Source organism: Williamsia sp. z34, from assembly GCF_059553395.1.
Map to the genome: position 1 here is coordinate 892,828 of NZ_JCANWW010000002.1, position 20,279 is coordinate 913,106.

The window sequence follows — 20,279 nt, forward strand, 5'->3', positions numbered from 1 at the left end:
GTTCGGCGCGCGTTCATTCTCGACCGGTCCCGCTGTCCGACTTGCGGTTGGCGAACGCCACCGGACGGTCGGTCCAGGGTGCATCGACATCACGCAACGGAATCGACTGTGACCGAGCGGCGGACAGGGCCAGGATCCCGCTCGCGGCCGTCGCGTTGACGATGTCACCGGACAAGACCTGCCGTACCGCATCATCGAGCGACACCCAGTGCAATGTCATGTCGGCTTCTTCGTGCTCCGGATCCGGTTGCGGCACTTCGGTTATCCCGCTGGCGAGATAGACACGCAGCGCCTCGTCGGTGAAGCCCGGCGAGGCATCGATGTCGACCAGCACCTGCCACCGTTCGGCGGCAAGTCCGGTCTCCTCGATCAGCTCACGCCGGGCCGCCTCGACGGGACTCTCCTGCGGTCCCCCGTCGAGCAGACCCGCCGGGAGTTCGAGAAGACGCCGACCGATCGGATGCCGGTACTGCAGCACCATCGCGATCTCGTCCTGCTCGTTCACCGCGACCACCGCCACCGCGCCGTGGTGTTCGACCACCTCACGCCTGGCGGTGGTCCCGCCGGGCATCGCGACCTCGTCGACCCGGAGCGCAACAATCGCCCCGTCGTAGCGAACGTCGGTTCCGAGGGTCCGGAACTCGTGACGCTCGCTCAAATGCCGGCCTCTTTGGCGCCCGCCTCGGCGGCGGTCACGTCGAGAACGGAGTCGAGATCGACGTCGACGTCTTCGTCACCGTGGACGTCGACCGGCAGACGCTCGGCCATCTTGTACCGCAATGAAGCCCGCACGAATGCGCTGAACAACGGATGCGGACGCGTCGGGCGGCTCTTGAGTTCCGGGTGGGCCTGGGTGCCGACCAGGAACGGGTGAACCTCACGCGGGTACTCGACGAACTCCACGAGATGGCCGTCCGGTGAGGTGCCCGAGAACACCAGACCGCTTTCGGCGATCTTGTCGCGGTAGCTGTTGTTGACCTCGAAACGATGCCGGTGACGTTCGGAAACATCAACGGAGTTATAGGCATTGGCCACAACCGAACCGCGGTCGAGCTTCGCCGGGTAGGCGCCGAGCCGCATCGTTCCACCGAGGTCGGCCTCACCGGCGACGGCGTCTTCCTGATCGGCCATCGTCGAGATCACCGGGTACGGGGTCTCGGGATCGAATTCGGTGGAGCTCGCATCGGCGAGACCGGCGGTACGTGCGGCCTCGATGACGATGCACTGCAGACCCAGGCACAGCCCCAGCAGCGGGATCTTGTGGGTACGCGCATATCGGACCGCGCCGACCTTGCCCTCGATGCCGCGGATCCCGAATCCACCCGGGATCAGGATGCCGTCGACATCGGCGAGCGCTGCGGCAGCCCCGGCGTCGTCGGCGCAGTCGTCGGACTGGACCCACACCAGGTTGACGCGAGCCCGATGGGCGAAACCGCCGGCCCGGATGGCCTCGGTCACCGACAGGTACGCATCCGGCAGCTCGACATACTTGCCGACCAGCGCGATGGTGACCTCTTCACGAGGCTCGTGGACCCGGTTGAGCAGCTCGCCCCAGACGGTCCAGTCGACGTCCCGGAACGGGAGCCCGAGCTTGCGGACGACGTAGGCGTCGAGCTGCTCGGCGTGCAGCACCTTGGGGATGTCGTAGATGGACGGGGCGTCCGGCGTCGAGATGACACCCTCGACGTCCACGTCGCACATGAGAGCGATCTTGTTCTTCAGCGCCTCGGGGACGTCGCGATCGCACCGCAGGATCAGCGCGTCGGGCTGGATACCGATGCTGCGCAGCGCGGCGACCGAGTGCTGGGTCGGTTTGGTCTTCAGCTCACCCGAGGGGGCCAGGTACGGGACCAGTGACACATGGAGGAAGAACACATTGTCCCGGCCGACGTCGTGACGGATCTGACGTGCCGCCTCGACGAACGGCTGCGATTCGATGTCGCCGATCGTGCCACCGATCTCGGTGATGACGACGTCGGGGACCTGGCCGTCGCTGTCGGCCTGGCCCATCGCGAGGATGCGGCGCTTGATCTCGTCGGTGATGTGCGGGATCACCTGGACGGTGTCACCGAGGTACTCACCGCGGCGCTCTTTGGCGATGACGGTCGAATAGACCTGTCCTGTGGTCACATTCGCGAACCCGGACAGATCCCGGTCGAGGAAGCGTTCATAGTGGCCGACATCGAGATCGGTTTCGGCACCGTCTTCGGTGACAAAAACCTCGCCGTGCTGAAACGGGTTCATCGTTCCCGGGTCGACGTTGAGATAAGGATCTAGCTTTTGCATCGTGACGCGCAGTCCGCGCGCCGTGAGCAACTGGCCGAGGCTCGAAGCCGTCAGACCTTTACCGAGCGACGATGCAACGCCCCCGGTCACGAAGATGTGCTTTGTGCCGGACCGCACATGACGTAATGGACGCAACGCTTCTCCCGTTAGTACTGCGGCAAGAAATCCTTGCCTACCTACGGGACTCCACGGTAACACCAATGGCCAGATTTCCTACTCTGACACGAACCGGTGATCGCCCTGGACAGGGCCGTACAGACACGAACGCCACGTGCCTGCGCCCGGGTGTGGCGCAGATGACACGTGGCGTCGTTTGATCCGGGTGGCCTACAGATCTACCCGCTTCTCGCGGCTTCAGATCTGCAGCGACCGATCAGCTCAGCTCTCCGGCGCGATCGCGGTGGCGCCGGGCCCGGTGCCGTAGGCGCCGTGCTTGTTGCCCAGCTCGTCCGTCAGCGCCAGGACGGCGGTGATCCGGCCGGTTGCCTGATTGGCGTTGTCGACGGTGGAGACCTCTGCGTTCAGCGCGGGGTCGGCCCGGATCACCGCGATCGGGGACGAACCCTCGGCCGAACCGGTCCGGCCCACCAGCACGGTTCCGGCACCGCGCTCGGAGAAGGCGGCCGCGAAACGGGCGATCACCTGTCCCCGCGCACCGGAATCGTCGGCAAATTTGTTGCCGGTCACGATGATCGAGAGTTGGGCCGGCGCAACCGTACCCTCGGCGTAATCGATGAAGCCGCCTTGCTTGAGTGCTGCCAGCCCGGCATCGGTGGCACCGGAGTCGACCTGTGACCCCTCCTCGTCCGGCGACAGGTTGAGCAACAGCCCCAGCAGATCCCCGGCGCGACCACCGGAGTCGGTCAACTCCGTCTTCAAGGTGCTGCCTGCCGGAATCGACTGGTCGACGATCGAACGCATCTTCTCGGCGCTCTGATCACTGACGAAAGTGTCCGTCAGTGCCAGCTGTCCACTCAGGATCGCACCCGACTTGTTCAGGTTGTCCTTGACCGCCGCCACATCGCCCTCGTCCGCCCCCGGCGCGGTGATGATCAGCACCGGACGATCGGTCAGCGACCCGGCCAACAGTCGACCCGCGATCGCGGTGTCGAAGTTGTTGGCAGCGTTGAGGTTGTTGGTCAGCTGCTGGTTCTCGTCGCGCAGCTCCTGCTCCCGCTTGTCCTGGGTGTCACTGGCCGACCCGAACGTGTCAGCGACAAATCCGGATCCCAGCACCACCCCGACAGCGAGGGCGAGGAACACCGCGACCAGCGAAATGGCGTGCTGGCGAAGCGAAATCACAAAAATCTCATTCCAGGAGTATCAGGTCGATCCAGCCACGCCGGTCCCCTGCGGGTTCGGGGCGTGTCAGCGATCAGTGTGAGCGATCAGTGACCACGATCATTCGTTCCACACCCGCTGGACCCAGTCGGTGAGGCGGTCCCACTGATCGACGATCCAGTCGGTCACTTCCGAACCACTGCTCGACATCATCACCGCGACGATCATGGCCACCAGTGCGGCCAGGATCAGCAGCGCGATGGCCGCCCCGGAAACCCGGGAACGGTACAGAGTCGCGACAGCTTTTGCGTCGACGAGCTTTGCGCCGACCTTGAGCCGGGTGAGGAAGGTCGACGGGTTGGACTCACGCAGGCTGCGGTCGAAGAACTCGTCGATCGAGGCCGGGTGGCCGACGGTGACGATCAGCGCGGCCTCGTGGTGGTCGACGAGCAGCAGCGCCAGGTCGGCCGCGGACCCGGCGGCCGGGAACGTCATCGCACCGATTCCGAGATCCTGGATCCGCTCGAGACCCGGGGCATGACCATCGGGGTCGGCGGGCAGGACGACCTGCGCGCCGGACTTGAGCGTTGCCGCCCGCATCCCCTCGGGGTCACCGACGATCAGGTCGGGGCGGTAACCCATGTCCATCAACGTGTCGGCGCCACCATCAACACCGACCATGATCGGCTGGTACTCCTTGATGAACGGCTTGAGCTTCTTGAGGTCGGCCGCGTGATCGGGTCCATCGGAGACGACCACCACGTGGCGGCCCTCGATGCGGACGTCGACGTCGGGAACACCGACACCGTCGATCAGCAGGGGCGACTCGCTGCGGATGAACTCGATGGTGTTGCCGGAGAAGGCCTCGAGGTGATCGACCAGGCCCGTCTTGGCGTCGATCATCAGATCGGCGATCTCACGCTCGCCGAGTTCGATGCCCTTCGCGAGCCGGCGTTCACCGGAATACAGGCCACCGTCGTCGACGCGGATCTTGGCGCCGTCCTTGATGCGCTTGAAGACCTCGACACCGACATCGTCGATCAGGGTGATGCCCGATGCCGCCAGCAACTCGGGACCGAGGTTGGGGAAACGACCGGAGATGGACGTCGAAGCGTTCACGACGGCCAGCACGTCAGCGGCGACGAGTGCGTCGGCCGTGACGCGGTCCAGGTCGACCTCGTCGAGGATCACGATGTCCCCGGGGCCGACCCTGGACAGCAGTCGTTTGGTGTTCTTGTCGATCCTGGCGATACCGCTGATCCCAGGCAGAGTTTCGGTTGTGCGTGACAGCAGGGCAGGCATCCTCATGCGGGAAACACTGAACCACCACTCGATGGTTTTGGTGGAGGCGCGCCGTAACACACGCCACTTTTGTCACACGAGTAACAGGCGTATCGAGGTCAAAAAGCCGCTTTCTCTTGCTCCGCGGTCCCCAGGAGTTCCTCGGCGTGAGCCCGACCGGTATCCGAATCCCCCAGTCCGGCAAGCATTCTGGCCAGTTCTGCCACACGCTCGTCCCGGTCGAGCACGGCCACCGAACTCGTCACCGAAGAAGACTTGGCCGATTTCGATCCCGGGGAGCTCTGTTTTCCGATCAGCAGGTGATTGTCGGCAAATGCCGCCACCTGTGGCAGATGCGTGACCACGATGACCTGGTGTGCCTGTGCCAAACGGGCCAGTCGACGTCCGATCTCGACTGCCGCGCGACCACCGACACCGGCGTCGACCTCGTCGAACACCATCGTGGAACCGCCACCCGGACCGGCCAGGACCACCTCCAGCGCGAGCATCACGCGGGAGAGCTCACCACCGGATGCCGATTTCGCGATCGGCCGAACCGGCGCGCCGGCGTGCGCGACCAGCCCGAACTCGACCTTGTCGGTGCCATCGGGGCCGGCATGGACCGCTCGCCCGTCGATCTCGAGCGACCGGCGATCGTTGTCGGTCGCATCATCCGGCGAGACGACGACCTCGAGCTGCGCATCCCCCATCGCCAGACCCGTCAGTTCAGAACTGACCTTGGTGGCCAACGACTTGGCGGCCTTGACGCGCACCTTGGTCAACTTGCCCGCCGCCGCGGCCACGTCGTCGCGGGCCGCGACCACCCGGGCCGAGAGGTCTTCGAGTGTTTCCGAGGAGTCACCGATCTCGGCGAGCCGCGAGCGGGCCGCGTCGGCCCATGCGATCACACCGTCGATGTCCGGGGCGTATTTGCGGACCAGCGACTTCAGTTCGGCCTGCCGCTGCAGCAACTGCTCGAGTTCGGCGGCGTCCGTCGGCAGACCGGACAGGAAGCTGCTGAGTTCTTCACCGATGTCCCCGACGACGCTGAGCGCTTCTTCGATCCGCGGCAACAGCCCCCGCAACGTGTCGTCGTTGATCGTCCCCACGGCGGTCCGGGCCACACCCAATCCGTCGAGGACCGACCCTCCGAGCTGGGCGTCGGAGTTCGGGTCGGCGCCGGTGACGGCCACCAGAGCGGCCGCGGCCGCGGCGCGCACGGTTTCCAGATCACCGAGGCGACGGACCGTGGCCGCGATCTCTTCGTCTTCGCGGGCCTGCGGCGCGACCTTGTCGATCTCGTCCACACCGAACCGGAGTCGGTCGGCTTCTTGCGCGATCTCCCGCGAGTTGGCCTGGCGCTCCCGGAGTTGATCGGCCAACGTCACCCACCGATCGCGCGCCTCCCGGTACGCCTTGAGTGGTTTGGTCACCGCGCCGGCGGCAAATCGGTCGAGCGCATCACGCTGATGTTCTGCGCGCAGCAACCGGAGCTGGTCATTCTGACCATGGATCGCCAGCTGGCCACTGGTGAACTGTCCGAGCAATCCGACCGGAACCGACCGGCCACCGAGATGGGCCCGGGATCGGCCGTCCGCGTTGACCGTGCGGACGGCGATCACGGTGCCGTCGTCGTCGAGTTCGGCACCGGACGAATCAAGGACCTCGGTGGCGTCGGCACCGGTGGCCCGGAAACGACCTTCCACCACGGCCCGGCTCTGGCCGGTGCGGACGCGGCCGGCATCGGCCCGCGCGCCGGACAACAGGTGCAGGCTGGTGACCACCATGGTCTTGCCCGCACCGGTCTCGCCGGTCAACACGGTCAGGCCTTCATGAAACTCGGCGCTGGCCTTGTCGATGACGCCCAGGCCGCTGATCGAGATTTCTTCGAGCACTAGGTTTGCCTCCCCCTCCACCCGGTGACCGGCAGTTCGAACTTGCGCACCAACCGGTCGGCGAACGGATCCGAATCGATCCGGATCCAGCGCACCGGCTTGCGTCCACGGACGACCTCGATGCGGCCACCGGCCGGTACCTCGATGTTGCGGCGCCCATCGCAGGCGACGAGTGCGTCCTGCCCGCGGGCCATCACCTCGACCGCCACGAGCGAACGCGGGCTGGTCACCATCGGCCGGGCGAACAGGGCGTGCGCATTCGACGGCACCAAGAGGATGGCCTCCAGGTCAGGCCACATGACCGGGCCGCCCGCGGAGAACGCATAGGCGGTCGAACCGGTCGGCGTGGAGACCAGGATGCCGTCGGCACCGAATGCCGAAACCGGACGTCCGTCGACCTCCGTGATCAACTCCAGGACGCCCTGCCGCGACAGGTTCTGGATGCTGACCTCGTTCAGGGCCCAGGTCTGTGCGATCACCCGACCGTCGACCCGGATGCTGATGTCGAGTGTCATGCGATCTTCGATCGAGTAATCACGGGTCACGAGTTTGGTCATCACCTCGTCGATCCGGTTCGCCTCCGCCTCGGCGAGAAAGCCGATGTGCCCGAGGTTGATCCCGAGCACCGGCACGGACAGCGGATGCGCGATCTCGGCGGCGCGCAGGAACGTACCGTCGCCACCGAGCACGATGACCACTTCGCAACCGACCGCAGACTGTTCGCCGGCGGACGTCACGGCGATGTCGGCACCGGTGTCGCGCAGTTCCTCGAGGTCGAGCGGGTACACGGCGCCCAGGTACGGCGGCCCCGGCGGCGTCGACATGATGTCGTGATCGATGACGCGCAACCCGATTCCGGCGTCCGCGCACCGTTTGGCGATGACCGCCATGGTCTCGCGCACGATGTCCCGGCCGGTGTGGGCGACAACAAGGAACTCGCGTTCCTGCGCCTCCACAACCGACTCCTGTGCGCCCGGCACGTTTTCCACAGGGGCACCCGCCAGATCACTCACTGGGGCCCTTTCTCGATCGCCTCGGCAATGGCCATGCGCACATTGTCATCTACGACACCCGGTTCGGTCTGCTTACGCAGCCAGAGGAAGTATTCAACATTGCCCGACGGGCCCGGCAACGGGCTGGCCACAACACCGAGCGTCTGCAGGCCGTGACCCGCAGCGGTCTGCGCGACGGCAGTGACCGCTTCGGCACGAAGTTCGGCACTGCGCACCACTCCCCCGGATCCCACCCGGTCCTTACCCACCTCGAACTGTGGTTTGACCATGGGCAGCAGGTCCGCTCCGACGTTGGCGCAATCGGCGAACGCCGCGAGCACCAGGTTGAGGGAGATGAACGACAGGTCGGCCACCACCAGGTCCACCGGCCCGCCGATCTCGGCAGCGGTCAGACTCCGGACGTTGGTGCGATCGTGCACGTGCACGCGTTCGTCGTTCTGGATGCGCCAGATGAGCTGGCCGTACCCCACGTCGACCGCCACCACCTCGGCGGCACCGCGCCGCAGCAGGACGTCGGTGAACCCACCCGTCGACGCTCCCGCGTCGAGGCATCGTTTACCGGTCACCGAGACGCCGAGCGGTTCGAACGCGGCCAGTGCGCCGAGCAATTTGTGGGCACCACGCGAGGCCCAGCCCTCATCGTTGGTCTCCGCCACCACGATCGGCGCGCCGAGGTCGACATTGGTTGCCGGTTTCGTGGCAACGGTGCCGTTGACCTTGACCAGACCCGCTTCGATCAGATCCCGTGCGTGGTCCCTGGACCGGGCCTCACCCCGACGCACCAGCTCTGCATCGAGGCGTGCCCTACGCGCCATTGCGCACACACTCAGACACGATCGACCTTTTCCAGGGCGTCGGTGATCACCGTGTGCGCTTGTTCGAGCAGGTGCGCCTGCTTTGCCAGCTGAACCAGGGCCTCGCCGCCGGTGCTCTCATCCGATGAGGCCACGCTGTCGGCCTGATCGAGCAACGCGGCAACATCACGCCTGATGGCGTCCGGATCGACGGCAGCGCCGGGCGCGACCGGGGCCGGGCCCGGTGTCGGTCGGGGTCCGGGCGTCGGTCCGGGTCTGGGTCCGGGCGTGATTCCGGCAGTGGGTCTGGGTCCGGGCAGGGGTTGGTTCATCGCCTGCCAAGGTTAGTCGATCTGCGGGCGGTTGATTGTTAGCGTCCAATGATGACCTCCACCACCGGAACGCGCCCGGATCCGACTGCACCCGACGCTCGAGTCCTGCGCCGCGACACCCGGCTGTGTATCTCGCTCTCGGGACGGCCGAGCAACATCGGCACCAAGTTTCACAACTACCTCTACAACGCACTCGGTCTCGACTACGCCTACAAGGCATTCACCACCACCGACCTGCCGGCGGCGGTCGCGGGAATCCGGGCACTCGGCATCCGTGGCGCCGGAATCTCGATGCCGTTCAAGGAAGCGGTCATCGACCTGATCGATGTGATGCATGATTCGGCGGCCGCAATCGATTCGGTCAACACCATCGTCAACGAGAACGGCACACTGCATGCCTACAACACCGACTACCAGGCCGCAGCAAACCTGTTGCGCGACAGCGGAATCCCAACTGCCGCCTCGGTTGCGGTCGCGGGCAGCGGCGGCATGGCCAAGGCAGTGGTCGCGGCGTTGCGCGACGAGGGCTACCGCGACACCGTGATTGTCGCGCGCAACAGGTCGGCGGGACAGGCGCTGGCGCAGCGCTACGGGTTCACCTGGCAACCCGATCTGGGTACGCAGACCGCCGACCTGCTCGTGAACACGACACCGATCGGGATGGCCGGTGGCCCGGATGCCAACGGGATGCCTTTCACCGCAACCACCGTCGAGGCGGCCCGGGCCGTGTTCGACGTGGTGGCGATACCCTCGCAGACACCACTGATCACCGCTGCCCGCGGAAAGACGGTGATCACCGGCGCCCAGGTGATCGCACTGCAGGCCGCAGAGCAGTTCGTGCTCTACACCGGGGTCCGACCGGACGACGACCAGATCACCGCGGCGTCCGAGTTCTCACGCGCCTGAGCCGACCGAGAACCCCCCCACCCGACCCCAGCCGAGACCACGTGTTGTGCAACGTGTGAATGGACTGGAACCGGGTGGGGGGGTTCAGGGTTCGGGCTTATTCAGATTTCTTCGGGTTCAAGCTGGATTCAAGCGACTCAGACGAGCAGTCCGGCGATTTTCAGCGCGTTCTGCGCGGTCTCCTCGGCGGCCTCGACCGTCCACGTGTCGGCGGTGCGCTCGTTCGACCAGCCGGCGTGCAGCACCGCGTAAAGGACTGCGGCCGGATCGGCGTCGTCGTCGGTGGCGACGACGGTCAGCGTGCTGTCGAGCGCACTGACATGCCACCCCGGACGGGGTCCGACGATGACATCATCGGCGGCGGCATTGAGCCCGCTCAGATCGGCAGAGACGAACGTCGGACGCTGCGCTTCGGGTGCGTTGAGCGCGTCGGCGGCGGTGCTGACACCGGTCAGCACCAACAGGCTGTCGGCCTCGACGGCGTTGGCACCTTCGATGTCGGTGTCGAGACGATCCCCGACGACCAACGGCGTCTTCGATCCACTGCGATCGACGGCGTCGATCATCAACGGAGCGGCCGGTTTACCGGCGACCAACGGCTGCCTGCCGGTGGCATGGGCCACCGCGGCGACCATCGAACCGTTGCCCACCTGCAGGCCGCGTTCGGTCGGAACGGTGGCGTCGACGTTGCAAGCCACCCAGAGCGCACCCGCGCGCAGGGCCAGCGCCGCCTCGGACAGGATCTCCCACCCGGTCTGTGTCGAATGTCCTTGCACCACAGCGGCCGGACGGTCATCGGCACTGCGGGTCACGCCGAGTCCGACCGAGCGGATCTCGTGGACCAGCGCCTCGGTGCCGACGACCAGCACCCGAGAACCCATCGGCAGGCGCTCGGCCAGCAGCCGGGCCGCGGTCTGCGCGCTGGTGACGATCTCGTCCGGCTCTGCCGCAAATCCCAACTCGCGCAGGTGTTCTGCGACCGTTTCCGGCGAGCGACTGGCGTTGTTGGTGACGTAGTAGTTCTTCTGGTCTCCGGCGTCCAGGGCGGTCTTGGCCCCGGGGATCTCCAGCTTGCCCGCGTAGACCGTGCCATCGAGATCGAGTAGCAGGGCGTCGTAGGCATCGCGCAACCGGTCACCGGCTGCGGCGGGCGCGGCCGGGATGAGCTGGGGCCGGACCGCCTCGACAACGTCCACCCGTTCGGCGACAACGGCCGGGGCGTCGGCGACAGCTGCGGCGCCGGTGCGGACCTGCTGCGCGGGAGCGGACAGAACCTCATCCACCGACTCCGGCCCGGACTCGTCTTCCGGCTCGGACAGTTCCATCAACCGCTGCTCTGCGTCGGTGAGGTCGTCTTCGTCGGCAGCGGCCGCGTTCATGAACCAGGTGATCGCTTCCTCGCGACGTCCACCGGCGAGCAGTGCCGCGGCGTAGGCGTAGAAGTAACGGGCGGCATCGGTCCCGACCCGTGAGGGGTCCAGATCGCTGGTCTGAAGTGTGACGATGGCCTTCTCGAAATCGCCGAGGTCCAGGCGCGCACCGGATTCCACGATTCGCATCTCGGCGGCGACCTCACCGGTCAGGGTGCGACCCTCGTCGCTGCGGGCCACATCGATCGCCCGCTCGGGACGGCCCAGGCCACGCTCGCAGTCCGCGATCATCGGCAGCAGCGCATTGCCCGACGACATCCGCTTTGCGGCACGCAGCTCGGAAAGAGCCTCGGCCCATTCCTGTGCGTTGTAGGCGGCGAGGCCGGCGGCTTCGCGCACCATGGCGATACGACCGGCCCGGCGGCGGGCAGCGCGTGCATGTTCCAGAGCCAGCACCGGATCTTCGTCCAGGAGGCGGAAGGTCATGATCAGGTGGCGTGAAACCGCGTCCGAGTTCGCCTTGTCGAGGCTGAGCAGGTCGCGCCGAACCTCGGTGTCGAGGTCTTGCGGGCGGACGTCTTCGGGGAGCGGGGGCTCCGGCGGGCGATTGGCCGAGCCGGTGCCGCGACGAGCGTTCGAATCGTTTCGGAAGTTGCGGTCGTTCCGGTCGGCACCGCTGCGGACGAAACCGCCCCGGTCGGATCCATCTCGGCGATCGGTGGGCCGTCCGGTGTTGGAGTTGCCTCGACTGCTGCCGTTGCCGTTACGTCTGTCGTTCACGCGTCTGCCTTTTCGTCACGATCACACCACCTGCGGAGACCGCAGAGTCGATGGATTCACGCTATGTAGTTCGGTTGGAATGGCCGAATGGCCGCAAGCCAGGATAGCGGATCACTACCTCAAACAGTTAATTCGAGAAGAGCATTCCCTCGCGCCCCGCCCTCCATCACAGTCGGCTCAGCACCTCACCGGCGGCCCGCGCCCCGGAGCGGACGGCCCCGTCCATGTACCCGGTCCAGTAGTCGGCCGTCTCGGTGCCCGCCCAGTGGATCGGACCGACGGGCGCACGCAGTGCCCGGCCGTATCGGGTGAGCGTGCCCGGCCTGCTCACCGCCACCGGTCCCCCTTGTGACCAGGGCTCGAGGTCCCATTTGAAGATGCCGTGGTCGAGGTGGTCCCGCGCCTCCGGGCCGAAGTAGTCGACGAGGTTCTCGGTGCATTCGGCGACGATCTGCTCCTCGGGTGCCTGGTCGAGTCTGCGCATGGCGTCGCCGGAGATGAACCCCATCAGGACGTGATTGCCTTCGGCGTAGTTCTCGAAGCAGACATCGATCGGTTCACCGTTTCCGATCACCTGACCCGACAGGCCCTTGGCCCGCCAGAACGGTTCGCGGTAGACGGCCGCGAACTTGCTCACCGCACCCATCCGGTAGCCGGCATGTAGGCCTTCACGCGCGGCAGGTAGGCCCGGCAGATAGTCGATCTGGCCACTGATCGCCGGCGACATGGCGACGATCACCTTGCGTGCCCTGATCATTCCGGCATCTGTGGACAGGGTGGCGAGGTCGTCGGCCCATCCGATCGAACGCACTGCCGCGTTGTAGACGATCCGCTCACCGAGTTCGGCCGCCATCCGCAGCGGTATCAGCGCCGCACCGCCGACGAACAGTCGCTCCTGTGCACCACCCTCGGTGGTCAGCAGCCGGATGAGGCTGCCCGGATTCGCCTCGTCACCCGCGGCCGCCACGTAATTGAAGAAGTAGAGCGCAGAGAACTCATCGGCCTCGGCCGAGAGCGCTGCCGAACTGGCCAGGCCCAGTAACATCCGTGCGGTCGGCGACATCGCCCGGGCCTCGAGCCACTGTTGCCACGTCACCGAATCGAGATAGGCGGCGTCGGGATGCTCCCACGGCCGGCCCACCGGAAAGTTCAGGAGTCCCTGGAGTTCGACCTCGGCCAGGGCCAGACCTGCCTCCGGCGTGGCCGGATCGATGGGTAGGCCCAGTGCGCTGGGCATGGTGGACCGCTGCCCACTGTTCCAGAAGACGCTGTCCCCGGCGTTGTATGTGGGCAACGTGGCGACACCGTATTCGCGGGCCAATGCGGCGATCTGTGTCTGAGTCGGCCCGATGAACTCCGCACCGGCGTCCAGGGTCACACCCAGTTTCGGGGTCGAAATGTTGTGAACCCGCCCGCCGGCGCGTTCGCGTGCCTCGAGCACCAGCACCGACCGGCCGGATTCGGCGACCGCCTTGGCCGCCGCCAACCCGGACAAGCCGCCGCCGACCACCACCACGTCATAGGTCTGCGAACCGGGACTGCCCCCGGCGGACGCCGCCCCGGCACCGAACAGACTTCCGCCGACAGAGACGCCCACAGCCGACAAGGCGGCAGCTCCGAAGAGCTGCCGCCTTGTCATCGAGCCAGCCGCGAGTGGCCGTTGACCTGCACTGTTCACATCGTGGGTGAGCATGGCCGGAATCGTAACCCGACCACGCGGAAAAAGTGGGTCATGCGACCCAGTCCGGTGACACCACGACCGGCAGTACAGAACGTCAGGGCCGCAACGGCCTCGAGCTGCTTACGACCGTCGGTAACCGTCAGTAATAGTGGGCTCGGCCTCCGACCTTGCGCCCGGTGGCACCGAGAACCCATAGAACTGCGCCGACAACCACCAAGATCCCTCCGACCACCGACAGGATCTGGATACCAAAAATTAGACCGAGGATGAGGAGGATGGCTCCGATGATGATCAATTGAACTCCAGACGACTGAGCGGCAGGCCGCAGGACCAGGGCCCTACTTCCCACCGCGGGGGCATTGACTGTTTCAGCACTGGTGTGCCGTAACCCGCGGAGTCGGGTTACCCAGACATTTCGGACTGAAACATCAGGTAATCCACGACACTCGGAGCCAGACCCAAGCCCGCCTCGTACCGGCCCAACACTTGCTGCACCGGCGAGGTGCACGAACGGGTTGATGCCGTGGGTATCGGCAGCACCGTGGTGTGGCAAAATGGGAAAGCCGGTCGAGACAGCAGCCGCGAGTTTCGATCGCCAGAACTTGGCCACGATCGGGCTCTTTGTGATTGAGGTCGAAAGGACTGGCTGCCGTGCACCCCGAGAACCCGGAATTCGTCGATTCCGGCGCCACCACTTCTGGTAGTGCTGCTGTATCTGTGGTCACCGTCCATCACGGTGAGCTGGCCGTGCTAGCCGTCACCGGCAGCATGGACATCCTGACCGCACCCGAACTGGCAGAAGCGGTGGGCAAGATACTGACCGGTCAGCCCAGGGGGCTGATCATCGACCTGACCGCTGCGGAGTTCTTGTCCTCGGCCGGCATGTCTGTGCTGGTCAACGCCCACGAGGCGATCGCACCCTTCGGTTCGTTGGGGGTCGTCGCAGACGGCCCATCGACCGCGCGCCCACTGCGTTTGGTCGGCCTGGACCAGACGTTGACCATTTATCCCACGATCGAGGCCGCCGTCGCTGCGATGTCTGCCCCCAACCCCCTCTGATCTCCTCGAAGTACCACGTATCCGGAGTAAGAGGTATCTATAGTGTCCAAAGCACGAGAGGGAGCAGGGCAAATGGAGTGTTCACAGTTGGCGTTGACGAGTCGAATGGCCGAGGTGGCGCGTGAACTACGCTCGGAGAGCAACGATATCGAAACCATTCTGCGGGCGATATCGAAAGCCGCGGTCGACACGATCCCGGGGACCGAATACGCAAGTGTCACAGTGGTCACCGCGAACTCCCAGGTCGAGACGCCCGTGTACATCGGCGATCTGGCCGGGCACTCAGATGCACTGCAGCAGCAGCTCCGCGAAGGCCCCTGCATCAGGTCTGCCGTCGGCGAAGAAACCGTGTGGATCGATGACATGCGTACCGAGAGTCGGTGGCCGCAATTCGCCACCGCCGCGGACCAGCTCGGCATTGCCTCGATGGCTTGCTTCTGCCTGTACGTCGACGGCGACAACTTCGGCGCCCTCAACCTGCACAGCACTTCGGTGGCCACCTTTGACGAAGAAGCACGCTCGATCGGTCAGCTCTTCGCCGCGCACGCCGCGATCGCCTTCTCGACCGTGCGCGAAAAAGAACAACTACGCACGGCACTGAACAGCCGGGACCTGATCGGCCAGGCCAAGGGCATGATCATGGAGCGCTATCGTCTCGATTCGACCGCTGCCTTCCGGCTGCTGGCGAAACTGTCGCAGGATTCGAACGTCAAGCTCGTCGATGTGGCCACGAGTGTGGTCGAGGCGGGTCCTGAAGATCGCTGAACCGGGGCTCAAACAAGGCCCTCCAGCTCGGCGACCGACTGCCCCGGTGTCGTGCGATAGACATCGAGTAGAAAGTCGCGATCGCGGTAGCCCGCAACATGCGACAGGTCGGTCTGAGTCAGTCGATCGTGGACAACCTCGCCGCTGACCGGGTACTCCTCGACCTTCCGTCGCCAGTGCACGGCCACCAGGTCGCCGTCGTCGGTGAGCGCTTCCCGTGATCGGCGAAGGACCGCCTCGAACTGCTCCGGCTCCAGGTAATAGAGCACCTCGCTGAGGACGATCAGGTCGAACCTGCCATCCGGCCAGTCCTCGATGAAGTCGCGGGTCTGCACCTGCACCCGGTCGGCCACCGGGGCCAACCGCTCTGCGGCGATCGCGGTCGCCCGCTCGCTGAGGTCGACAGCCAGCAACTCGTCACACCGCTCGGCGAGGAGTTCGGTGAACACACCGATCGAGCAGCCCGCTTCGAAGGCATTGCGGTAACGCCGGCGCGGCAGCGACGCCAACGTCAGCCGGTACTTGCGTTCCTCGTACCAGCGGGTGTTGAAGCCCCAGGGGTCATCGCTGGCGCGATACATTGCGTCAAAGTACTTGGTGTCCAAAGCGGTACCCTCTCAGGCGAATACGTACTCATGTGTGCGCGTCAATCGCTCGAGGACGTGTGGCGGGAGAACCGGCTGGTCCGCCGGATCCGGTGACAGCGGGTTGATCTGGGTCTCGAATGCCGCGATCGCGGCACGCTTTGTGGCGCGCGCCGTCGTCGAGAGCCGATGGCTTCGGAGCCGGTCCCACGGGACCTGCGGATCGCCGGGAGTTGCCCAGTGCCACATCCAGATCGGATACTGCCACAGGGCCAGACCCCGGCGAACAGCGACTTCTCGAGCACACCGACCGACCGCCTGATGGTCGGGATGGCCATCGTCTTCCCACACCGCGAGAAGGCCCGTGGACTCATCAGGTGACTCGTCACAGACGCCGTCGAGGATCGCGGTCATCGCGGCGTGCTCGTGGCCGAGCTTCCCATCGGTCAGGCCGGACCACCGAGATGCATCGAGGCCCAACACTTTCGTCGCGACGTCCAGCTCATCGCGCCTGCGGGCACCGAGTTCTTCGGGCGACAGGGTCGGTGAGCCGGGATGAGACCCCGATCCGTCGGAGAAGCAGACGGGCACCACCTCGATGCCCGCAGCGGCCGCAGCGATCATCATGCCGCCGGCACCGAGGATCTCGTCGTCCGGGTGCGCGGCAAGCACGATCAATCGGTCGACCCGAGGTTCGAACGGAGGCCAATCATGCCCGGACAACCAGGGCTGCCATTGCGCCTCGGTGGTCCCCTGCGCACTGACCGGTACAGCGCTGAATCGCTCGGATGACGTCATGACGCGGTCCCCGCAGCCAGCTTGCCGAGTTCCACCAGATCCCGGTCTGCGTGCGACTGCCGGAGGTAGACGCTCAGATCGGCCACCGCCTGAGCATGGTCTTCATCTGCGACGAGCGGGCCCGGGCCGAGTGCGCGAGCCACACGGTCGAGCACCCCCGTCGCGATCTGCTCGATCGACCACCGCACTCCGAAGGCGCGACGGCGCGCGCCGGCCAGATCGTCGGGTTGGTCGTCGATCTCCGCTGCCGCCTGACTCAGCTGCGCCCAGCCGGTGGCCAGGAGTGCGTCGACCGCGCCCAGATGCATCAGGGTGATGTCGTCGCCGGCGGACTTCGCCTTCTCGTACAGGGGTTGCGCCACCTTCATCGCACCACCGAACCAGCAGGCGGCAACCCCCACGCCGCCGTGCCAGAAGCCGGCCCGGTCGAGGTAGTCGCCCGGTTCACCGATGGGCCGGGCCGGAACACGATCGAATTCCACTGAAGCAGTGCCGGTTTCGGCCATACCCGGATTGTGCCAATCACTCGCCGCCGGATGCACGCCGTCCGAACGCAGATCCACCGCGAACAACCGCCGATATCCATCGGCTCGGGCCGTCACCAGCGCATGGGTGCACCCCTCGGCACCCGAACACCAGACCTTGGTTCCGCACAGCGTCCAGGCTTCCGACTCGAGCACCGCAGTCATCACCGGCGCTGCGGGTTCGGCGGCCCACACACCCCACAGTTCACCCGGCCCCACGCCGGGGGCACCGAGCTCATGCAGGATGGCCACCGCATCACCATGTGCCTCGACCATGCGCCCGGTGGCGATATCGCCACGGGTGAAGGCCGCCAGCGCGCGGAACCGTTCGCGGGTGTCGCCTTTTCCCGGCAACGGGAGGTCGAACCCCGGCTCCGAGACGATCTCCGACGCTCGCTGGATCGCAGTGGTACTCACGAAGCCTCCCCGGCCCGGCCGAGGTCCACCAAATAGTCGGCGAAGCCACCGGACGCCCGACCCTCACGTCGCGTCGACGTCAGTACGGGCGCACGCCCACTCCAGCAAATCGGCACCTGAGCAAGTCGCAGCCGGGCAATCAGATCTACGTCTTCGTCGTGGGCGACCAGTGCAAAGCCGCCGACATCGAAATACACCGGCGCCCACATCCCCAGATTCGCCCCGTGCACATGGCGGTGGCCGTCAAAAGGCTGATACTCGGAATGGAATCTCTCGGCGACCTCCGGGGGCCAGCCATTCCAATCGCGGGCGGCAATGGTGCCGACGAAAGCCTCCCAGCCCTCGCCAGCTGCCGCCACCTGCTCGCTCAGCCAGTTCGGTGGAACCACAGAATCGGCGTCCGTGGTCGCGAACCAGGTGTTGTCGTTCCAGGAACCGTGGTCGAACCCGGCCTTACGTGCCTGGCCGACGGATCGTCCCGTCACCTCGATGGCGGCGATACCGGGCGGGATGCACCCGGCGGTCCCGTCCGAGCAATCGTCGAGTACGACGACCACTCGGACCGGAACATCAACCTGCTCGGCGGCTGCGGCGATCGAGCTCAAACACTCGGGCAGAACTGCCATTTCGTTGTGCGCGGGCACAACGACGACAATGTCGTCTGGCCTGCCTGTTCGAACCTGGTCACCTGAACCGTCCACTCCCTACGCCTTCTGCTGCGCGCCGGCACGCGCCGGATTACTCTGCTCCGCTGCCTTGGGGTCGAGTTCGGCGGCCTTGGCCCGAACCCCGGCCTCCACCGCGTTGCCCAGATCAGGATCGACCCGACTCCAGTACTCGAAGGCGCGCGCCAGCACCGGCTCGCTGACCCCGTTCAGGAGATGACCAACGATGTTGTCGGTCAACCGCCCGCGTTCGGCATCATTGAGCACCTCACGGACCATCGTGCCTGCCTGGCCGAAGTCGTCGTCCTCCGGATGGTCGACGTAGGCGGACCGGACGATCTCACCGTTCGCGGCCCACCCCGGATCCACCTGGAAGCCTGTTGCCGCGGCCGGACCACCCTTCGAGTTCGGCGCGTATACGGGATCGCTGACTTTGCTCACGCGCATCGCACCATCTTTGGAGTACGAATGCACCGGATACTTCGACGCGTTCACCGGGATCTGCTTGTAGTTGGCACCGATGCGGTACCGATGCGCGTCGGCATAGGAGAATCCACGGGCCAGCAGCATCCGGTCCGGGCTCAGGCCGATGCCCGGAACCAGGTTGTTCGGCTCGAATGCCAACTGCTCGATCTCCGTGTGGTGATCGGTCGGATTCCGGTTCAGCGTCATCCGCCCGACTTCTTGCAAGGGATAGTCACCGTGCGGCCACACCTTGGTCAGGTCGAATGGGTTGAAACGGTAGGCCACCGCGTCGTCGAAAGGCATCAACTGAACCTTCAGGGTCCAGGACGGGAACTCCCCGGAGTCGATGTGCTCGAACAGATCTCGCGTGTGATAGTCGGTGTCGATGGATGCCATCTGGTCGGCTTCATCCTGGGTGAAGAACTCATGGCCCTGGTCGGTGATGAAGTGATACTTCACCCAGTGCTTCACGCCCTCCGCATTGACCCACAGGTACGCATGAGAGCTGTAGCCGTTCATGTGGCGCCAGGTCCGAGGGATACCCCGATCACCCATCAGCCAGGTCACCTGGTGCGCGGACTCCGGGGACAGTGTCCAAAAGTCCCACTGCATGTCGTGGTCGCGGAGGTTGTTGTCGGCCCGTCGCTTCTGAGAACGGATGAAGTGCTGGAACTTCATCGGATCCTTGACGAAGAACACCGGGGTGTTGTTTCCGACCATGTCGTAGACGCCCTCGTTGGTGTAGAACTTCAGGGCGAAGCCACGGGGATCCCGCCATGTGTCGGGGCTTCCGCGCTCCCCTGCGACGGTCGAGAATCGCGCAGCCATCTCGGTGGCGGCACCCGGCTGGAACACCGCGGCACACGTGTAGGCCGACACGTCGCCAGTGACCTCGAAGACGCCGAATGCACCACTGCCTTTGGCGTGTGGCTGCCGCTCCGGAATCCGCTCGCGGTTGAACTGGGCCATCTGCTCGATGAGGTAATGATCGTGCAGAACAATCGGGCCGCCGGCTCCGACGGTCAACGAGTGCTCGTCGCTTCCAACCGGGGCTCCGGCGTCCGTTGTGGTGTAGATCTTCTCGTCTGGCATACGCACCTCCGCGCTCTTCGCGAGCGGGCAAGGCTGCCGCCGCACTCTGACGTTACGAGTACCCGAAATCGTACGCCGCGATAGCAAAATACCCTGTATTCGAGTCCATTGCTGGAATCGGATACAGGGTATTCGCAAATTGTGTTCGGCGGTGTCCTACTCTCCCACACTGATTAGGGTGCAGTACCATCGGCGCTGGTAGGCTTAGCTTCCGGGTTCGGAATGGGACCGGGCGTTTCCCTACCGCTATAGCCGCCGTAACAATGTGAAACAACCATCGTCACAAATCAA

Annotated in this window: 19 protein-coding genes and 1 rRNA gene; 3 read left to right on the forward strand and 17 right to left on the reverse strand. The window is 65.6% G+C overall.

What is annotated here, in order from left to right:
- Positions 1-13 precede the first annotated feature (13 nt).
- The 8 genes from AC51GT_RS08535 to AC51GT_RS08570 form a co-directional block, all read right to left on the reverse strand.
- Positions 14-658, reverse strand: coding sequence for an NUDIX domain-containing protein (locus AC51GT_RS08535; protein ID WP_496328458.1), 645 nt, complete (start codon positions 656-658; stop codon positions 14-16).
- Positions 655-2,421, reverse strand: a complete 1,767-nt coding sequence (gene pyrG, locus AC51GT_RS08540; protein WP_496328459.1) for a CTP synthase — start codon at positions 2,419-2,421, stop codon at positions 655-657. The genes AC51GT_RS08535 and pyrG overlap by 4 nt, the downstream gene beginning before the upstream one ends.
- A gap of 243 nt (positions 2,422-2,664) precedes the next feature.
- Positions 2,665-3,588, reverse strand: a complete 924-nt coding sequence (locus tag AC51GT_RS08545; RefSeq protein WP_496325852.1) for a copper transporter — start codon at positions 3,586-3,588, stop codon at positions 2,665-2,667.
- Positions 3,589-3,687: 99 nt separating this feature from the next.
- The gene (steA, locus tag AC51GT_RS08550) at positions 3,688-4,875 is read right to left on the reverse strand and encodes a putative cytokinetic ring protein SteA (protein WP_496325853.1); all 1,188 of its coding nucleotides are present in this window, start codon (positions 4,873-4,875) and stop codon (positions 3,688-3,690) included.
- Positions 4,876-4,967: 92 nt separating this feature from the next.
- On the reverse strand, positions 4,968-6,743 hold the full coding sequence (gene recN, locus AC51GT_RS08555; RefSeq protein ID WP_496328460.1) for a DNA repair protein RecN: 1,776 nt from the start codon (positions 6,741-6,743) through the stop codon (positions 4,968-4,970).
- Positions 6,743-7,732, reverse strand: coding sequence for an NAD kinase (locus AC51GT_RS08560; RefSeq protein ID WP_496325855.1), 990 nt, complete (start codon positions 7,730-7,732; stop codon positions 6,743-6,745). Before AC51GT_RS08560 ends, recN begins: the two co-directional genes overlap by 1 nt.
- A 20-nt stretch (positions 7,733-7,752) precedes the next feature.
- A complete protein-coding gene (locus AC51GT_RS08565) occupies positions 7,753-8,571 on the reverse strand; it encodes a TlyA family RNA methyltransferase (RefSeq protein ID WP_496328461.1) in 819 nt (272 codons plus the stop codon).
- A gap of 11 nt (positions 8,572-8,582) precedes the next feature.
- The gene (locus AC51GT_RS08570) at positions 8,583-8,882 is read right to left on the reverse strand and encodes a hypothetical protein (protein ID WP_496328462.1); all 300 of its coding nucleotides are present in this window, start codon (positions 8,880-8,882) and stop codon (positions 8,583-8,585) included.
- Positions 8,883-8,933: 51 nt separating this feature from the next.
- Between AC51GT_RS08570 and AC51GT_RS08575 the strand changes: the two genes are divergently transcribed.
- A complete protein-coding gene (locus tag AC51GT_RS08575) occupies positions 8,934-9,788 on the forward strand; it encodes a shikimate 5-dehydrogenase (RefSeq protein ID WP_496328463.1) in 855 nt (284 codons plus the stop codon).
- A gap of 137 nt (positions 9,789-9,925) precedes the next feature.
- On the opposite strand, the gene AC51GT_RS08580 is transcribed toward AC51GT_RS08575, so the two are convergent.
- The 3 genes from AC51GT_RS08580 to AC51GT_RS08590 all read right to left on the reverse strand — a co-directional run bounded on the left by AC51GT_RS08580 (position 9,926) and on the right by AC51GT_RS08590 (position 13,914).
- On the reverse strand, positions 9,926-11,938 hold the full coding sequence (locus AC51GT_RS08580) for an HAD-IIA family hydrolase (protein ID WP_496328464.1): 2,013 nt from the start codon (positions 11,936-11,938) through the stop codon (positions 9,926-9,928).
- 166 nt (positions 11,939-12,104) lie between these two features.
- Complete coding sequence (locus AC51GT_RS08585; RefSeq protein WP_496328465.1) at positions 12,105-13,577, reverse strand: flavin monoamine oxidase family protein; 1,473 nt, start codon at positions 13,575-13,577, stop codon at positions 12,105-12,107.
- Between the two features lie 181 nt (positions 13,578-13,758).
- Positions 13,759-13,914, reverse strand: a complete 156-nt coding sequence (locus AC51GT_RS08590; protein WP_496325861.1) for a hypothetical protein — start codon at positions 13,912-13,914, stop codon at positions 13,759-13,761.
- A gap of 356 nt (positions 13,915-14,270) precedes the next feature.
- Here AC51GT_RS08590 and AC51GT_RS08595 point away from each other — a divergent pair, with 356 nt between their 5' ends.
- Positions 14,271-14,678 (forward strand): STAS domain-containing protein, encoded by a 408-nt coding sequence (locus AC51GT_RS08595; protein WP_496325862.1) that lies wholly within the window; start codon positions 14,271-14,273, stop codon positions 14,676-14,678.
- Between the two features lie 105 nt (positions 14,679-14,783).
- Positions 14,784-15,443, forward strand: a complete 660-nt coding sequence (locus tag AC51GT_RS08600; protein ID WP_496325898.1) for a GAF and ANTAR domain-containing protein — start codon at positions 14,784-14,786, stop codon at positions 15,441-15,443.
- An 8-nt stretch (positions 15,444-15,451) separates the two neighbouring features.
- Here AC51GT_RS08600 and AC51GT_RS08605 read toward each other — a convergent pair whose 3' ends face one another.
- The 6 genes from AC51GT_RS08605 to rrf all read right to left on the reverse strand — a co-directional run bounded on the left by AC51GT_RS08605 (position 15,452) and on the right by rrf (position 20,248).
- A complete protein-coding gene (locus AC51GT_RS08605; protein ID WP_496328466.1) occupies positions 15,452-16,024 on the reverse strand; it encodes a class I SAM-dependent DNA methyltransferase in 573 nt (190 codons plus the stop codon).
- Positions 16,025-16,060: 36 nt separating this feature from the next.
- A complete protein-coding gene (locus AC51GT_RS08610; protein WP_496325864.1) occupies positions 16,061-16,825 on the reverse strand; it encodes a PIG-L deacetylase family protein in 765 nt (254 codons plus the stop codon).
- Positions 16,822-17,766 (reverse strand): acyl-CoA dehydrogenase family protein, encoded by a 945-nt coding sequence (locus AC51GT_RS08615; protein WP_496325865.1) that lies wholly within the window; start codon positions 17,764-17,766, stop codon positions 16,822-16,824. Before AC51GT_RS08615 ends, AC51GT_RS08610 begins: the two co-directional genes overlap by 4 nt.
- A complete protein-coding gene (locus AC51GT_RS08620) occupies positions 17,763-18,467 on the reverse strand; it encodes a glycosyltransferase family 2 protein (RefSeq protein ID WP_496328467.1) in 705 nt (234 codons plus the stop codon). Before AC51GT_RS08620 ends, AC51GT_RS08615 begins: the two co-directional genes overlap by 4 nt.
- A gap of 3 nt (positions 18,468-18,470) precedes the next feature.
- Positions 18,471-19,988 (reverse strand): catalase, encoded by a 1,518-nt coding sequence (locus tag AC51GT_RS08625; RefSeq protein WP_496328468.1) that lies wholly within the window; start codon positions 19,986-19,988, stop codon positions 18,471-18,473.
- 143 nt (positions 19,989-20,131) lie between these two features.
- Positions 20,132-20,248, reverse strand: a 5S ribosomal RNA gene (rrf, locus tag AC51GT_RS08630).
- Positions 20,249-20,279: the final 31 nt, after the last annotated feature.

Excerpts from the sequence above, each read along its gene's own strand:
- steA (WP_496325853.1), bottom strand. The coding sequence starts at position 4,875 with ATGAGGATGCCTGCCCTGCTGTCACGCACAACCGAAACTCTGCCTGGG.
- AC51GT_RS08565 (WP_496328461.1), bottom strand. The coding sequence starts at position 8,571 with ATGGCGCGTAGGGCACGCCTCGATGCAGAGCTGGTGCGTCGGGGTGAG.
- AC51GT_RS08570 (WP_496328462.1), bottom strand. The coding sequence starts at position 8,882 with ATGAACCAACCCCTGCCCGGACCCAGACCCACTGCCGGAATCACGCCC.
- AC51GT_RS08575 (WP_496328463.1), top strand. The coding sequence starts at position 8,934 with ATGACCTCCACCACCGGAACGCGCCCGGATCCGACTGCACCCGACGCT.
- AC51GT_RS08585 (WP_496328465.1), bottom strand. The coding sequence starts at position 13,577 with ATGACAAGGCGGCAGCTCTTCGGAGCTGCCGCCTTGTCGGCTGTGGGC.
- AC51GT_RS08600 (WP_496325898.1), top strand. The coding sequence starts at position 14,784 with ATGGCCGAGGTGGCGCGTGAACTACGCTCGGAGAGCAACGATATCGAA.
- AC51GT_RS08605 (WP_496328466.1), bottom strand. The coding sequence starts at position 16,024 with ATGTATCGCGCCAGCGATGACCCCTGGGGCTTCAACACCCGCTGGTAC.
- AC51GT_RS08610 (WP_496325864.1), bottom strand. The coding sequence starts at position 16,825 with ATGACGTCATCCGAGCGATTCAGCGCTGTACCGGTCAGTGCGCAGGGG.
- AC51GT_RS08625 (WP_496328468.1), bottom strand. The coding sequence starts at position 19,988 with ATGCCAGACGAGAAGATCTACACCACAACGGACGCCGGAGCCCCGGTT.